Origin of the sequence: Chryseobacterium sp. YR221 (assembly GCF_900176315.1) — a bacterium.
GTDB classification, from domain to species: Bacteria; Bacteroidota; Bacteroidia; order Flavobacteriales; family Weeksellaceae; genus Chryseobacterium; species Chryseobacterium rhizosphaerae.
In genome coordinates, this window is record NZ_FWXM01000002.1 from 1 (window position 1) to 16,898 (window position 16,898).

The 16,898-nt window shown below is 36.3% G+C and carries 15 protein-coding genes; 7 read left to right on the forward strand and 8 right to left on the reverse strand.

The window, feature by feature from the left end; all coding sequences use genetic code 11:
• Positions 1-269 precede the first annotated feature (269 nt).
• The 4 genes from B8967_RS05065 to B8967_RS05085 all read right to left on the reverse strand — a co-directional run bounded on the left by B8967_RS05065 (position 270) and on the right by B8967_RS05085 (position 4,264).
• Positions 270-812: a hypothetical protein gene (locus tag B8967_RS05065; RefSeq protein WP_084084961.1), complete on the reverse strand. Its 543-nt coding sequence runs from the start codon at positions 810-812 to the stop codon at positions 270-272.
• A 338-nt stretch (positions 813-1,150) separates the two neighbouring features.
• On the reverse strand, positions 1,151-2,455 hold the full coding sequence (locus B8967_RS05075; protein WP_084084963.1) for a hypothetical protein: 1,305 nt from the start codon (positions 2,453-2,455) through the stop codon (positions 1,151-1,153).
• 482 nt (positions 2,456-2,937) lie between these two features.
• Positions 2,938-3,621 carry an MBL fold metallo-hydrolase gene (locus tag B8967_RS05080; RefSeq protein WP_084084964.1) on the reverse strand — a complete coding sequence of 228 codons (684 nt, stop codon included), beginning with the start codon at positions 3,619-3,621 and terminating at the stop codon, positions 2,938-2,940.
• A gap of 55 nt (positions 3,622-3,676) precedes the next feature.
• Entirely contained in the window at positions 3,677-4,264 is a 588-nt protein-coding gene (locus B8967_RS05085) for a Crp/Fnr family transcriptional regulator (protein ID WP_084085856.1), read from the reverse strand.
• Positions 4,265-4,587: 323 nt separating this feature from the next.
• Between B8967_RS05085 and B8967_RS05090 the strand changes: the two genes are divergently transcribed.
• The 3 genes from B8967_RS05090 (at position 4,588) to B8967_RS05100 (ending at position 7,092) form a co-directional block, all read left to right on the forward strand.
• On the forward strand, positions 4,588-5,184 hold the full coding sequence (locus B8967_RS05090) for a TetR/AcrR family transcriptional regulator (RefSeq protein WP_047493374.1): 597 nt from the start codon (positions 4,588-4,590) through the stop codon (positions 5,182-5,184).
• 61 nt (positions 5,185-5,245) lie between these two features.
• A complete protein-coding gene (locus B8967_RS05095) occupies positions 5,246-6,526 on the forward strand; it encodes an MFS transporter (protein ID WP_084084965.1) in 1,281 nt (426 codons plus the stop codon).
• 5 nt (positions 6,527-6,531) lie between these two features.
• On the forward strand, positions 6,532-7,092 hold the full coding sequence (locus B8967_RS05100; protein ID WP_084084966.1) for a cysteine hydrolase family protein: 561 nt from the start codon (positions 6,532-6,534) through the stop codon (positions 7,090-7,092).
• Positions 7,093-7,243: 151 nt separating this feature from the next.
• Here the strand turns inward: B8967_RS05100 and B8967_RS05105 are convergent, their stop codons facing one another.
• Together B8967_RS05105 and prmA are read right to left on the reverse strand one after the other, a co-directional pair.
• Entirely contained in the window at positions 7,244-8,083 is an 840-nt protein-coding gene (locus B8967_RS05105) for an SH3 domain-containing protein (RefSeq protein WP_084084967.1), read from the reverse strand.
• An 18-nt stretch (positions 8,084-8,101) separates the two neighbouring features.
• Entirely contained in the window at positions 8,102-8,929 is an 828-nt protein-coding gene (gene prmA, locus B8967_RS05110) for a 50S ribosomal protein L11 methyltransferase (protein ID WP_084084968.1), read from the reverse strand.
• Between the two features lie 269 nt (positions 8,930-9,198).
• Here prmA and B8967_RS05115 point away from each other — a divergent pair, with 269 nt between their 5' ends.
• A complete protein-coding gene (locus B8967_RS05115) occupies positions 9,199-10,077 on the forward strand; it encodes an AraC family transcriptional regulator (RefSeq protein ID WP_084084969.1) in 879 nt (292 codons plus the stop codon).
• 91 nt (positions 10,078-10,168) lie between these two features.
• Positions 10,169-12,109, forward strand: a complete 1,941-nt coding sequence (locus B8967_RS05120) for an oleate hydratase (RefSeq protein ID WP_084084970.1) — start codon at positions 10,169-10,171, stop codon at positions 12,107-12,109.
• A gap of 88 nt (positions 12,110-12,197) precedes the next feature.
• Here B8967_RS05120 and B8967_RS05125 read toward each other — a convergent pair whose 3' ends face one another.
• Positions 12,198-13,871: a glutamine--tRNA ligase/YqeY domain fusion protein gene (locus B8967_RS05125; RefSeq protein ID WP_084084972.1), complete on the reverse strand. Its 1,674-nt coding sequence runs from the start codon at positions 13,869-13,871 to the stop codon at positions 12,198-12,200.
• 142 nt (positions 13,872-14,013) lie between these two features.
• Between B8967_RS05125 and B8967_RS05130 the strand changes: the two genes are divergently transcribed.
• Together B8967_RS05130 and B8967_RS22400 are read left to right on the forward strand one after the other, a co-directional pair.
• Positions 14,014-15,144 (forward strand): alpha/beta hydrolase, encoded by a 1,131-nt coding sequence (locus B8967_RS05130; RefSeq protein WP_157969895.1) that lies wholly within the window; start codon positions 14,014-14,016, stop codon positions 15,142-15,144.
• 583 nt (positions 15,145-15,727) lie between these two features.
• Positions 15,728-15,877, forward strand: coding sequence for a hypothetical protein (locus tag B8967_RS22400; RefSeq protein ID WP_156126094.1), 150 nt, complete (start codon positions 15,728-15,730; stop codon positions 15,875-15,877).
• On the opposite strand, the gene B8967_RS05135 is transcribed toward B8967_RS22400, so the two are convergent.
• The gene (locus B8967_RS05135; RefSeq protein WP_084084976.1) at positions 15,870-16,889 is read right to left on the reverse strand and encodes an o-succinylbenzoate synthase; all 1,020 of its coding nucleotides are present in this window, start codon (positions 16,887-16,889) and stop codon (positions 15,870-15,872) included. The two genes, B8967_RS22400 and B8967_RS05135, sit on opposite strands and share 8 nt — an antisense overlap.
• Between the last annotated feature and the right edge of the window lie 9 nt (positions 16,890-16,898).

Here is a 16,898-nt window from a genome sequence, read left to right on the forward strand (position 1 = left end):
ATATAACAGAGCATCCCGATTACAAATCGGGACGATCAAAGGTTCGAATCCTTTCGCGTTCACTGAAGAACTCATAAGAAATTATGAAACGTGCTTTTACAGGCAATACAGTCATTGATCACGGTATGCTCCTATGCTTTCAGGCAATGGTTTAGGGCATAGCATTCGGGAAGCTTACGGAGCAAAAAAATTAAAGGTCAATTGAAAAACTGCTGTTGAATTTTGCACTTCAGCCCGCTAGAACTAAATCCTTTTGTGCGTTCGTTTTTCTATTCTTTTCGTGTGTAATAAGCTTTCTCTCTACAATTGTTTTCTGCTTGTTTCATTATTTCTTCAAGAGCTTTGTCGTTTGCATAAATTGTCATCCATTCTATTCCATTTGATGCTGGAAAGCAAATAGCAATATTCCCTAACTCACGTTCTTCTTTACACCTTTTTGTCGCAGAAACGGTATTTCCCATATTTGGTGTTAAGGTTAAGGCAGGTCTGTATGTGCTTTTAAAAATGTCGGAAAAATCAAATTCGTCTCCTTGAAGTAATATAATTATTGATCCTCTTTTCCACATTGTTGCATTCCATAATTGTTCGTGTCCAATTACGCATTCTTTCGAAGAGTCAAACCTGAATTTTCCTCGTTCGCTAATCAATATATCAGAATTGGCATTGAACAGTTCGTCATCCTTTTTTAGTCCGAAAATATATGCAGATTTTGATTGTTCTAGTAATGGCTTTATTACTAAATTATGTGCAGGTAAAGAACTTTCTTCATCATAGTGATGTCTAATCTCTCCTGTTAAATTAACTTCTAGCATTGCGCAACTTGTTTATATAATTTTGTTATTTGCCGTGCACTCTTTTTTGCTGCTGGCATTCTTGCTATTTTTAGATATTCCAGAAGTCAGCCTTCGTTCATAGTTTCTAAGATAAAAAATTCGCGAAACTTGTCAAATAGAAATGTCCTTGAAATACCAAACACCTCTAAAGTTATTGATTTGTTTTCTCCGTCTTGTTCTTCTCCTTTAGGAAATTCTCCGTCATCTGCTGGTTGAGAAATAAAAAATTCAGTACACAAAATCATATATGACACAAGTTTGAGTCTAGTTTTTTCAAAATATGCATTAAATCGGGACAGCCGGTAAAAATTATCTATTTATTGTATCAGCCTGCTTCTTATCAGTTTATAGTTATCATTCACTCCGTTGTTTTCTATTGTATAACCATCAGCCAATTCAAGTATCCAGCCATCACCAAATATTTTACTACCTTCTGTTTTGACAGGACTCGATACTGAAATCTTATCCCAGTTTGGACTCATTAACGCTCCATTTTCAACTGTCAAAATACCCCATACATCTGTGACTCTGATATTAGGATAAACTGTCCCTTTATCTTCTATTGGTATAATATTTCTTGGGTCAAATGAGACATTCATTTTCTCAAACCTTATTTCAAAATGGGGTTGGTCAACAAATTTCAGTTTATATTCGGATATAAGTTTTTTCGTTTTTTCTTCTCTTTCCAATTCTTCCTGAATTATAGCCTTTCCATTATAGTTATTAGATATGTTTTCAATCGTCTTTTTTAAGTCAGTTGATATCTTGATATTGAATGCCTTGGTAAAATAATTCGTCAGATCTGTTTTTGCAGTAATTTGTTTGTTCCAGTTTTTGTCTATATTATACAGTAAATAACCGTAAACAGGAGTAGTATAATAAGCAAATGAACGTACAAATGTGGGATTGGCAAAAAAATCATTTATCCCATTTACAAAAAATGTTGTTGCTTGTGTTTTATTTCTACCACTAACTATCACTCCCGTAAATTCAGCAATACCTTCATTTAGTTCTAATTGGTTTTCAGTAATATTTGAATCTTTATAAAATGTATTTCGGTATTTTCTGAAAGTCAGCGCATTTGTTAGATGTAATCGTAATTCTTTTTCCGAAAACGATTGGATTGCCTTTTTTAATGCTTCCAACTCTAAACGCAGATAAATTCTTCCGTCTCTTTGGTCAAGATGGTTATTCTCAACATTTTTGAGTGTAAACCCTAACGAAGGCTGAACACTATGAAATGATTCATGAGCCAATAGATTAATTCTTTCTTGTTTGTTTTTAGGAAGTGGTAGCATAATCATAGCCCATCTTTTTCCATTCCAATTTATTGCAGTATTAGCAATATTGATATTATCAGGCAAAATTCCCGAATAGATATTTCTGTTAAGCTTTAAGATACCAGCGGTATCTGCTTCGTTTGCAAAAAGCTCTCGGGTCTGTGGATTGACTAAAAGCATTGGTCCATATAAATCTTTATTCCAAAGATTGATGTACTTCATGGAAGCCGTTTTAATCTCATCAAAGAAGTTGGAAGTGCGATCATGGGAAACCGATTGCTCTTGACCCATTACCTCCTGTATGGATATAAAAAGTAAAGCTATCAAAACTGCCTGTCTCATTGTTAAATTATTTGTTATTAAAATTAATACATCACTCAGATAGATACAATCGTTTTTTTTAATTAATCCTGTATCATAAGATATTTATTCATCATAACGCCTTTTTAGATTATTAATATAAGAATTATAATTAAAACTGACATCAAGCAATTAAATAAACTAACTGCACCAAATTCGTTATAAAAGTAATTGAGAGTGGCTCTTTCGTGCACTTAAGGAGGCACTATTGATAGTTGCCTCCTTTTTTTACATCCATAAAAAATCTGTGACTCAAACTTTCACTATTGTTCGATTTTTGAAGCTGGAATTCTTCTATTACTTATTTGAAATTATCTAGAAGTCCCTCAATATATTTTCTACAAGACTTCTTTGCAAATTCGAAATCCCTAAGGTGATAGTGTCTTTTTTTCGGTTTTTGTAGTTTTTGAGATGAGATCTACATTACATCTTCTTTTAACCCGTAATTACAGCATGATCTACCTTTAAATAGCCGCACTGCATTTAGCCACAAATTGTTCAAACTTTCGGTCTGTATTTCGCAGGATCGGTCCGTGACCGAAACAGATAATGGCAGGATTCAGTTTTGCTAACTTCTGGAGCGATTTGATATTGCTCTGTTGATCCGAGGTGAATATGTTCGGCGGAAGCCGCAGACCGGTCGCCGTCGTGATTAGGTTCATATTGGTCGCCACATCTCCAATGATCAGTACACCATCCCGCTCACGGAATAAAGAAATATGACCTGCCGAATGTCCGGGCGTCTCTATTACCCGAAAATTTCCAATCCTATCGTTTTCAACGACTGTCCGTTCTACTTTATGTCCCTGACCTGCCCAGTATTTCTGCTGAAGTTTTGCTACCCAATGTTGTGGCGTTGGATAGTCGTTGGTGACCATACCTGTTTCGGTCCTAAAAACTTCATCGGGATGACAGAGTAAGGGTATCGCGAACTCAGCGCATATCTGATCGCTACAGCCCTGATGATCCGCATGCGCATGTGTCAGTACATGCTGATAAACAGGGATTTTATGGAGAGCTTTTTTTACAGTGGTATATGAACTCCGTATTCCGGAGTCTACCAATACACCTTCAATAATATAGCAGTTGATACTGTTTCGTGGCATCAGTGAAATCTGGAACACTTCGGGAGCAATTTGACGTAACATCGTTTTTTTTATGCAAATCTACATCACTGATCAGGCCTGCATAAGGACATTTGTCCTATAATACGTTGGGTCTATGTATTTGTCCCTTCACCCGTGTAAGCGATCGCTGCGTAATGCCCAGGTACGATGCCAGATCCTGTGTCGCTATACGCTGGACCAGCATCGGTTCGCTAGACAGAACATGACGGTATTTATCCAGAGCCGACCTATTATTGTAATTCAGCAGATAACGTTCCTTTTGGTTATACTCCTGCTCTATCACCGATTTTATAACTCCGTTCCAAGCGGTTACCTGACCAAGCAGATGCTGATAATCCGGATAACTTATCCTATAGATTACGCTATCTTCTATAGCCATGATACTCCTTCTGGATTTTTCCTGTTTCACAAATTCCGGAAGCGAGGTGACAAATTCCTTTTCAAACTTGAAGCAGGTTATATTTTCCTTTCCTTCTTTGTCGGTAGCGTATGCCTTTACAGCGCCACTAGCGATAAATCCAACATGACCGCAGGATTCATCCTCACGAATAAAAAAATCACCCTTTTTTAAGCGGATCGGTTTGAAGAATTGCGCAGAAAAGTTGATTTCCTCAGCGGATAATCCTCCTGTCGAGGATAGGTAATTTTCAAATACATCAGCCATTTCGCAATTTTTTTGTCCTTTTATTTTCTTCTTAACCGTGTATGGATTACATCCCAAATTCGGTGTCCAAATCTAACAATTATTATACATTCAAAAAAGTATTAAAGTTCAACAAAATACCCGTTTGCAATAGAGGCAGTCATAGATTAGAATTCTTTCTCAACTTATTGGAAAAACTCATCTGCAATTATAATTTTTTCTTTGACTCAATATCATCTAAAAGCAAGTTGTTCATGGTGTTTGAGTAACAGAATAAGTTTTACAATTTGACAAAATTTGTTTTTTTGTCAAAATTTATTTATTTTTGTACACAAATTTCACTCATGTCATCTACAGAACAAGACCAACTTTCACAACAGATCCTTGAAACTGCTTCAGGGCTGTATCTGAAATATGGTTTAAAGAAAGTGACGATGGATGATATTTCTAAAGCTGTTGGTAAAAGCAGAACATCTATTTATTATTATTATAAAAATCGTGAGGAGGTATTCCAGGCGGTTTTGGATAATTTAATTAAAGAAGTTATCTCCGAGATTGATCTTAGCATGAATAAAAGAAAATCTTTTGAAGAAAAGATTAACGAATTCTGTATTGCTAAAGTAAAAACATCTCAGGAAAGAGCATCATTTTTCAGAGCTATTGAAACCGGAATGGATGCAGAAGAGAAATCAAAACACATGACTGATGCTCACGACAGGATGATGGAAGCAGAAAAAAATCTTTTATTAAAAGTATTTGCAAAAAGCATTACTGATAATGAAATTCCTAAAGTAAGTCTTAAGGAACAAGAAACCGTTATTTTCATCCTGCTAAGCAGTATCAGAGGGATAAGGCGTGAAATGGTTTTAAAAAACAATTTCAAAAACCTGAACCCTATAGTAAACACCTTAACATCAATGGTTATCAGGCATATCAGTTGATTTTTTTTATTTAAAATTTGACGTTTTTACGTTTTTTGTCAAAAAGTTTATTTCAAAGAGCATGAATAAATTAAGTAATATCAATGCATTCCAGGCTTTTAAAAGCACTAATTACACATTATATTTTTTCGGGCGTTCCGTATCTCAATTGGGAACATGGATGCAGCGTACCGCTGTAGTATGGGTCGTATACAGCATGACTCAATCGGCTTTTATGCTGGGGCTCACCATCTTTGCAGAACAATTCCCTTCATTTTTGTTTTCTGCTCTGGGAGGAGTTGCCGCAGACCGGTACAACCGATATAAAATTATACAGATTGCCCAGATTTTATCTTTAATCCAGGCTTCTCTACTTGCTTTTTTGGTTATGACAGGACACCAGAACATATGGAGTTTTTTAATATTAAGTGCATTTCTCGGAATTATCAACGCTTATGATATTCCGGCACGGCAGTCAATGATCAACGAAGTAATAACCAATGATGAAGATTTACCAAGTGCACTCTCTCTAACGGCTGCAATGGCAAGTATTGCAAAATTAGCAGGTCCGGCCCTTTCCGGAATTATTATCCAAAAGTTTGGAGCAGGAACCTGTTTTCTGATTAATGCGGCCAGTTTTGCGGCAGTAATGGGATCTATTTCCATGATGAAAGTGAAAGTCATTCAAAAAAAATCAAACAAAAAAGGAACTTTTACTGAATTGGCAGAAGGTTTCAGATACCTCAGAACAGTGCCCTCAATTAATTTAGTCATCATTATGCTAAGTATTACCGGTTTTTTGATTCTACCCTATGACACGTTAATTCCTGTTTACGCCAAAGAAATCTTTAAAGGGGATGCAAAAACTTTTGGTTATATCTCAAGTTTCATTGGAATAGGGGCAGTTCTTGGGACAGTATTTCTGGCTAGCTTAAAAAAAGGAGCTTCTATGAGAAGTATTCTTATTCTGAGTACAGTCGTCCTGAGTATTGGACTTATATGTTTTTCATATACGACTAACTTTTACTGGTCTATGTTTTTTGCTACCCTTACCGGATTGGGAGGTGTTGCACAGTTTACAACCTGTAATATCATCGTTCAATCTGAAGTTGTTCCTGAAATGCGTTCAAGAGCCATCAGTATCTTATTGACTGCAATATTCGGAATGCTGCCTTTGGGAAGTATATTCATTGGATTTCTTTCAGAAAAAATAGGAGCTCCAAAGACTTTACTCCTGGAAGGGATATCAGGAATCTTAATTGCTTTTATCTTTAGAAACTTATTATTCAAGAAGAGAAAAACCAAACCTGTCAACGAACAGTTATTAGAAGAAGCTGAAGAACAATTTATTAATAAAATATAATTAAAATGGAAAAAGCAAAAACAGCCCTATTGGTGATGGATATGCAATCATCTATTCTAAGCAGGCTAGCTGATGAAACAAAGTTGATTTCCAATACACAGGAGGCTATCAAAACGGCAAGAAAGCGACAAATCCCGGTTATATATATTACCGTAGGATTCAGACAGGGAATGCCGGAAATCAGCAAAAATAACAAAGCGTTTTCAGCCATAAAACAACATATGATTCATGTAAATATGAAAGAATGGGTTTCTATCCATCCTGATCTTTTACCTGATGAACAGGATATCATCATCACCAAAAAACGTTTTAGCGCTTTTACAGGAAGTGATCTTGAAGTTGTGCTTCGGGGGTTGAATATTGAACATCTGATATTAACGGGTATATCAACCAGTGGCGTTGTTTTATCCACATTAAGAGAAGCTGCAGATAAGGACTATATATTGACTGTCATTGAAGACTGCTGTAAAGATGAAGATGAGGAAGTGCATCGTGTATTAATGAGTAAAATTTTCCCCCGACAAGCTGATGTCATTACACTCAGCAATTGGACAGAAGGAATTTAAACTCAATCTGGAATAGGTTGTTCTCAATGTACGTTGGAATTCCTTGCTGAATAAGACAGGTTGGTTTCCGTCCTATTTTTGTGTGTATCCAATTATAGAAAAAGTCCTTACTTCATCAGTAAGGACTTCTATTTTTTAAGACCAAAAAAATTTATTTCAACCTATAAGAATTTCCATTCCAAAGATAAGTTTTGGAAGAACGTTTCTTCTTTTCCCGATCTTTGTCATCTTTTTCCATTTCCTCCACTTTAAAAATAAAAGCATCAGGAATCCCTCCTTTATCATTAGGGAAAATATATTGTTCACTATGGTAAAAAACATCTGCATCCCCTACATTCATCAGCTGCGGAAGAGCAATGAGTTTCTTATCCTTAAAAAGAACATATTGGTCATAGCTAGCAATACCACAAGCTTCACCGGAAACCAATGCCTTTAAGGTAAGTTCCACATTCTGCAGTTTATGATTACTTTCAATATTGAATGTAGCATAGCTCAGCTCCTCTCCTTTTCCGGTATCAAAATAAACCTCATCCACAAGCATATTACCTTCCATTACTTTGATTCCCGCAATATTCTGTTTCTCAAGAGTAGTAACCTCTTTGTTTTTTCTGTCTACGGTTTTTGAAAGTCCAAAAAGAAAATCATATCCGTTTTTATTACGGTATCCTACAGAAAGGTTACCTCCCCAAACATATCCTTCAGAGGTTACATCTCCTTTCTGATAAGAGATCCTGTACCAGTTGGCACCTCTTTCCCCCAGTCTTAGTATGGTTTCTTCTTTTTTAAGGATTAACACCTGTTGATTAGTCTGCAATGAGTCTATAACCTGAGATTTGACATTAGGCTCTTTTCTGATTCTTGTCCAATCTGTAAAAATCTTTTGGCTTTTATTTTCTTCAAAACCAAAAATCCCATCCGCATACACTTCATTTTCCTGTGCTGAAAAAAATTGCAGCATCAGTAATAATAAAGCCGTCCATAAAGTTTTCATATTCGTATTTGTTTTTATTTATTTTTCCAACAGCAGGCTTACCCACTCTTCGCGTTGTATTTGTTTTTTAAGTTCAAGACCACTTTCTTTACACACTTCAAGAATATCATCTACATCAAAGAAGCAAAGCCCGGAAAGCAACAGTTTTCCACCTTCATTCAATACGGAAACATATGTTGGAATATCTGAAATCAAAATATTTCTGTTGATATTCGCTAAAATAACATCAAAATTTTCTTTTCCTAAGTTTTCGGCTGTTCCCAGTTCAATATCCAGTTCAACACCATTTCTTACCGCGTTTTCTTTTGAATTTTCTACAGACCATTCATCAATATCAATAGCTTTTGTATCTCCGGCACCCTGTTGTTTTGCATAGATAGCCAATACGGAAGTCCCACAACCCATATCCAATATTTTCTTTCCAGTAAGGTCAAGATCCATCATCTGCTGGATCATCAGGTGTGTGGTAGGGTGATGCCCTGTTCCGAAAGACATTTTGGGCTGAATAATAATTTCATGCATTCCCGGTACAGACTCATGAAATTCTGCTCTGATCAATACTTTATCATCGATATTGATAGGAGAAAAATTCTTTTCCCATTCTTCATTCCAGTTGATATTAGGCATTTCCTCGAAAGAGTACTCAATCTTTACATTTTCATTTTCAAAAATAGGAAGTGCTTTTAGCTGTTCTTCATGAAACAGATCTGTCTGGATATATCCTAAAATTCCATGAATTTCTTCTGTAAAGCTGTCAAAACCTATCTCGATAAGCTCAGCCATTAATATCTCATTCCAAGGTTGCAGTGGAGAAATTTTGAAATTGAATTCTAAATAATTTTGCATGTGACTAATTTGCTGCAAAAATACTAATGTTATTATTGTTAAAAAAATTGAAGCATTAAGTTTTACTCTTACTCAAGAAATTATTCAGCTTTAAAAGGTTGGCATCACGTTCTTTCATTTGTAAAATTTCTTCTACAATACGCTAAAAAGTGAATATTTTTGATATACAAAGCATAAAAAGCTCTTATAAAATTTGTAAATTGCAGTAAGAGTCAATATCTCCGGGCCGGAATATCTAAAAAACAACAAAAACTCAAGCAATCCGTAACATGGTAACCTACGAAAATTTACATGATACCCTTTCTTTTTACAGGATTGATTGCCGCCAGTCTTATTATATTTCCTCCGGGAATCCTATTTTCAATTTTCCAAAAGCGCCGTTCAGAATGGATTATTATGCTCTCTGTATTTGTACGGCGGGAGAAATCAGTATTGAAATAGACAGTAAAAAATATAAAGTAACTACCCACAGTTTCTTTATAGCTGCTCCTTCTACCATTGTAAGATTCCTTGAAACCAGTAATGATTTTATGATGAAGCTCTTATTTTTTGATAAAAATTTTCTCATCAAAAATATATCCAACCCTTTTATCATTGAGAAAATGAATCTCTTCTCTAAGGGCTCCTACAGCATTATAAAAACAACAGAAAAAAATTCTCTGCAGTTACAGAATCTACTGGACTACCTTAAGAAAAAATCCAGAAAACAGGGGAAATTTACCGAAGAGATTATTCGTACCATTATTTTCAACCTGTTGCTTGAGACTGCAGAAATCATAGAAAAAGAAATCAATACGGTTTCTCAGAAAGAGGAAGGAAAAAAAGATCTCTTCCTGAAGTTCAGTAAACTGATCCGGGAAAATATCAGACAGCAGAGAACGGTTCAGTTTTATGCTGATGCGCTTTGTATTTCCAATAAGCACCTTATAGAGATTATTAAAAAAGCCAGTGGAAAAACTCCTCATGAAGTCATTGATGAGACTTTGCTGAAAGAAGCTTATGTCATGCTGGGAAATCCCGACATCACCATTTCAGAAATTGCCTTTGAGCTTCAGTTTAATTCAGCATCAGCTTTCGGCCGTTTTTTCAAAAAACAGACTTCATATTCACCCTCAGAGTATCGGACAAAAGAAAATATTCAGTCATAAGAATTTGGGGATAATAATTCCGACATTGGGGATATGTACCGCTTTTTGAATAGGTGTACCTTTAACCTGTTAATTAAAAACAAAACAAAAAATGAGTACGATCAATTCAAAATTCGAGAAAGTTTTAAATGCTTCTGAGCAGTTTGGAAAAGTAAACCACGAACCGGATTCAAGTAAAGAAGTTCAGATTAACACTCCTGAAAAAACGATGCCTTTTTCTGACCAGATCGGAAACTATCAACGTAATAAAGGGATTCCTTTACAATCTTATGAAAACAGTAAAATCTATATTGTAGGAAGCGGAATTGCAGGGATGTCTGCCGCTTATTATTTCATCCGTGATGGCCGGGTTCCGGGTAAAAACATCATTTTCCTTGACCAGCTGAATGTTGAAGGAGGTTCTTTGGATGGAGCAGGAAACGCAAAAGATGGCTATATCATCCGTGGCGGAAGGGAAATGGATATGACCTATGAAAATCTATGGGATATGTTCCAGGATATTCCCGCATTGGAATTACCCGCTCCATACAGTGTATTGGATGAGTACCGTCTTATTAACGACAATGACCCTAATTATTCTAAAGCAAGATTGATTCATAACCAGGGGCAGATCCAGGATTTCAGTAAATTCGGACTTGAAAAAAAAGACCAGCTGGCAATTGTTAAGCTTTTATTGAAGAAAAAAGAGGAGCTTGATGATCTGACTATTGAAGATTATTTCGCAGAATCTTTCCTTAACAGTAATTTCTGGTTTTTCTGGCGTTCCATGTTTGCATTTGAGAACTGGCACAGCTTACTGGAACTGAAACTGTATATGCACAGATTCCTGCATGCCATTGACGGGATGAAAGACTTCTCATGTCTTGTATTCCCTAAATACAATCAATATGACACGTATGTGACTCCTCTTAAAAATTTCCTTGTTGAGAAAGGAGTACAGATCCAGTTTAATACATTAGTAAAAGACCTTGATATCCATATTAATACTGAAGGTAAAACAGTAGAAGGGATTATTACTGAACAAAATGGCGAAGAAGTAAAAATACCTGTTGGTAAAGATGATTATGTGATCGTTACCACAGGTTCAATGACTGAGAGTACATTCTACGCAGATAATAATACGGTTCCTGAAATCACTATAGATAACAGCAGTGCGGGACAGAGTGCAGGATGGAAACTGTGGAAAAATCTTGCTGCCAAATCGGAAGTATTTGGTAAGCCTGAAAAATTCTGTAGCCATATTGAGAAATCTTCGTGGGAATCTGCTACATTAACCTGCCGACCTTCTGCTTTCACAGAGAAACTGAAAGAACTCTGCGTGAATGATCCTTATTCCGGAAGAACAGCTACAGGAGGTATTATCACCATCACAGATTCCAATTGGGTAATGAGCTTTACCTGCAACAGACAGCCACACTTCCCTACCCAGCCGGATGATATCCTTGTCGTATGGGTATATGCCTTACTGATGGACAAAGAAGGGAATTACATCAAAAAAACAATGCCTCAATGTACCGGAAATGAAATTCTTGCAGAGTTATGTCATCATTTGGGAATGACAGACCAGCTTGATAATGTTATAGAAAATACAATCGTTCGTACCGCATTTATGCCTTATATTACCTCTATGTTTATGCCTAGAGCTCAGGGTGACCGTCCGAGAGTTGTTCCCGAAGGTTGTACCAATCTAGGTTTGGTAGGACAGTTTGTGGAAACCAATAATGATGTTGTATTTACTATGGAAAGTTCAGTAAGAACAGCCAGAATAGCAGTATACAAACTTCTGAACCTCAACAAACAGGTTCCGGACATCAATCCGTTACAATATGACATCAGACATTTACTGAAAGCTACCCAAGCTCTTAATGATTATAAACCATTCTTAGGAGAAGGCATTTTAAGAAAAGTACTGAAAGGAAGTTATTTTGAACACATTCTGGTCAACCGTCCTGAGGAAAAAGAGGAACATGAATCTTTCTTTATGGAACAGGTAGGTAAATTCCAGGATTGGATCAAAGGCGTAAAAGGGTAAATACGTTCTTAACGGTTCACATATAAAAAACGAAAAGCAGGACTTCAGTGAAGTCCTGCTTTTATATAATATTGATCATCACCTGAAATTATTCAGGCTTATAAGAATCTTTTAGAGTTACTGTACGGTTGAAAACCAATGTAGCATCTGTAGAATCCTGATCTTTGGTAAAGTACCCGATTCTCTGGAACTGAAGAGGTTCTCCCACGGCAACATCTTTAAGGCTTGGTTCAGCAAAACCTTGAATAGTACTTACCGATTCAGGATTAATAAAGTTCAGGAAGTCAACATCTTTTTCAGCATCCGGCTGCTCCACTGTAAATAATTGGTTGTAAACCCTTACTTCTACAGGGATAGCATGTTTGGCAGATACCCAGTGTAATGTTCCTTTTACTTTTCTTAAGCTTTCTTCTGTCCCACTTCCGGATTTACTCTTTTCATCGTAAGAAGCATAGATCGTAGTGATCTCTCCATTTTCATCCTTCTCTACTCTTTCTGCTTTAATAATATATGCAGACTTTAAACGAACTTCCCCGCCTAACTTCAGTCTGAAGAATTTATTATTAGCCTCTTCCTTGAAATCCTCACGTTCGATGTATAGTTCTCTTGAAAAAGGAACTTCTCTGGTTCCTGCATTTTCCTGTTCAGGATTATTTTCAGTTTCCAACCATTCTTCCTTGTCTTCAGGATAGTTTTCGATCACTAATTTAACAGGATCTACGACCGCCATTACACGTTTAGCTACTTTATTAAGGTCTTCACGTACGCAGAAGTCAAGTAATTGGATCTCAATCAGATTTTCTCTTTTTGCAACTCCCACCTTTTCAATAAAGTTTCTGATAGAAGCCGGAGTGTACCCTTTTCTTCTCATCCCTGAAATAGTAGGCATTCTAGGATCATCCCATCCCGTCACAGCGCCTTCAGCCACAAGTCTTTGCAGCTTTCTTTTAGAAGTGATCATATAAGAAACATTCATCCTTGCAAATTCTCTCTGCTTAGGAGCTACTTTAGTTTCATCGGATACCTGCTCCAGATACCAGTTGTAAAGGGGTCTATGGTTTTCAAATTCCAGTGAACATAAAGAGTGTGAAACCTGCTCCAAATAATCTGATTCCCCATGTGCCCAGTCGTACATCGGATAGATTTTCCAGGCAGTTCCTGTTCTGTGGTGTGGTCTTTTCAGAATTCTGTACATCACAGGATCACGCATATTCATATTGGGAGAAACCATATCGATTTTTGCACGAAGTGACATTGTCCCTTCCTCGAACTCACCGTTTTTCATTCTTTCAAATAAATCCAATGATTCTTCAACCGGACGGTTTCTGAACGGAGATTCTACTCCTGGTTCCGTAGGATTTTTTCTCTGTTCGGTAATCACTTCAGACGGCTGCTCATCTACATAAGCTTTTCCTTCTTTAATCAGTTGTACTGCCCATTCATAAAGCTGCTGGAAGTAATCTGATGCATACAATTCTTTGTCCCATTTGAAACCTAACCATTCAACATCTTTCTTGATTGAATCTACGAATTCCTGTTCTTCTTTCTCAGGATTGGTATCGTCAAAACGAAGGTTTACGGGTGCATTGTATTTTTCTCCCAGGCCAAAGTTGATGCAGATCGCCTTTGTGTGGCCTACATGCAGATACCCATTCGGTTCAGGGGGAAAACGGAAACGAATCTGATCTCTTTTCAGACCGTTTGCCAAATCATCTTCTATAATTTGCTCAATAAAATTGAGTGATTTTTTTTCTTCTTCCATTAAATTAGCTTTTGTTTTTAGCAAAAAAAGTTGCACAAAGTTACGGAAAATTTGGGGCTTACGAAAGTGATAATTAAAAAGTGCAATGCTTAGTAATTCGGTATTTTTCTGTATCTTAGGGAAAGTTACAAACCTGACTATCATGGCTGTTTATATCTTAAGCAATCGAAAGATTGTGCGTCATAAAGGTGAAAGAGTGGACTCTTTTTCCAATGAAGAATATTCAATTCCTAATTTCAGAATTGCCAAATGTGATTTTGACGGTTATAAAGAACCTACTGCACAGGCCAAAAAGAAGAAAGATTACACGAACAGGAACATCCTCAACTACCAACTGTTTTCGGAACCCGAAAAACAAGGCTACGAAGAGGTTTTGGAAGTCCTTCTGAGTGAAAAAGGCATCAAAAAATCATCTTTAACAGCTCAGAACCTCGGTGGCACCCAAAGAATGTTCTACGAGCTATACAAAAATATGTCTTCCACCAAAGAACGGAGTGATGTACTCATATTCATTCATGGATATGCCTATGATTTTGATGATGAATTAAAAGCTATGATTGATCTTAAAAAGCTGTTTATTGATAATCCGGAATCTCCTGTTGAACATATTTTATTTGTAAGCTGGCCGGCTTCAAGCAGTATTGTTCCTCTGACTTATTTTGATGATAAAGCAGCAAGCATCAATTCCGGAACCTCATTATTAAGGCTCTTTTATTTTTACACTCAATTTTTAAAAGATATTTTTTCCAATCGGGACCTTATCCCATGCAACCAAAGAATCCATATTATGACTCATTCTTTGGGAAACAGAGTCCTTCAGAGTATGCTGTACAGTCTGAAAAAAGAAAATATCCTGAGAGTGATTGATCAGGTAATCCTGCTGAATGCAGATGTTACTTATAAAGTATTTGAAGACTCTGAAGATTCTTTTAATAAACTTCCTTTGCTTGCAAACCGCATTTCTATTTATCTCAACCGTCAGGATGTCATCCTTGGTATTTCTCAATTTACCAAAAACATCCTCACCCCCCGACTTGGAAAAAATGGTCCCAGTGATATTGAACGCTTTAAAGATATCGTCTCCGTTATCGACTGTACATTCGTTAAAGATGATATTTTAAACAGTTTTAAATTTGAGATTGGAAAGCATTGGGGATACCTTTCCAGTTCACAGGTTCAGAGGGATATTTTCCAAAATCTGTACGGAATAGACCGAAATCTTATCACCAACAGAACAAAGAATAACGAAAATATTTTCACAATTATTTCTTAATAAGAAATTAAAAAAATACTATAAAAATGAGCATGTGTTAAAGTTGCTAAGGTTTAAGAGAATGGCATAATGATTGCCAACTCAAATAGTAGAGAATTACACTTTTATTATGAAAAAATTTAAAGCCAAGTTTTCTTCTATAGTAGAATATATTAAGAAAGCAATTTTCGCAAAGAATGTGATTTAATAAAAAAATAACGCCAAAAAAAGCAGAATATCCGAACCTAAAATTACTTTATCCCTTAAATAGAGTCGAAAATATTATCCTGTTCCTACAAATGTATTGGAGGAATGTGTTTTTATGTTCTAACCTGTGAGGACACAAATATCTCCATCGATCGTTCGGATTGAAATCGGAAAACATGCAGAATATTTCATTCACGTAATAAGCACTTCTTACTCATCTTTGTCATTCTGGAAAAGTTCAAATATGATCATTGAATAGTACAGAACAAATGCCATCATATCAATAATTCACACAATACCAACAATATAGATTCCATAAAATTGTTCAGGTGGAAAAAATTTTCGATATTTATTGACCAAACCATTACTATCAATTATGAAAAATCAACAAGACCACATGAAGAAATTGGGCAAGAGGGCATTAAGAACAATTAACGGCGGTAATCCTCCTCCCATTCCCATAGGCTGCAACAATTGGGATGCGAAAAACAAATGCTGCAGAGCCTGGGATAATGATCACTGGGATAACCCGACCTGTCCTAATTAATTTTCTTTTCAGTTTTGAACCACAGCAACTCATTTCTGAGATCCAGGCTTGATTCAAAATTATTAACAAATAAAGATCCGGTGCCCAACCCTTGAGGCATTGGATTTTTTTTAGTTACTGTATATTGAGCAATGGCATTCAATCCTATATTACTTTCCAGTGCGGAGGTAATCCACCACCCTATATTTTGTTCTTCCGCCAGAGAAATCCATTCATCAGAACCGGCGAAACCTCCTACTAAAGCAGGTTTCAAAATAATATACTGTGGTTTTACTGTTTCTAGCAGAAGCTTCTTTTTATCGGGATCAGTTATGCCTATCAACTCTTCATCCAATGCAATTGGTGTAGGTGTTTTTGAACATAATTCTTTCATACCATGCCAATTTCCCGCTTTGATAGGCTGCTCAATAGAATGAATATCAAGATCTGCCAGCTGTTGCAAAACAAGTACTGCTTCTTCTTTATTAAATCCTCCATTCGCATCTACACGCAGTTCCAACTGATCTTTAGAAAATTTCTCTCTAAGCTTCTGAAGAATGATATGTTCTTCTTTCCAGTTGACACCGATTTTCAGTTTGATGCAATGAAAGCCTTTTTCAAGTTTCTCTTCAATCTGTTCTTCCATATACCCGATCTCCCCCATCCATATCAAACCATTGATGGTAATAGCAGATTTCCCTTCAGTAAATTCACTTGGGAAATAAAGACTGCCTTCATGCTTCAGATTCAAAATCGCCTGCTCGTAGCCAAACCATATTGACGGAAAGTCTTTCAGTTCTTCTCTTAGATCAGCAAAATCCTTTTCAATGTTTTCACAAAGCCATTTTAGCTTGTCTTCATAATCCGGTCGGTCATCAAAACTCAATCCTCTGAAAATGGCACACTCTCCTACTCCTTTTTTTCCATTTTCTGAAATTTCAAGAATAAAGGTTTCCTTATCAAGCAAAACGCCACGAGATGTTCCACTCGGGCGTTTAAATTGTAATAGATATCTAAAATAAGACGCTTCCATACTATGCTG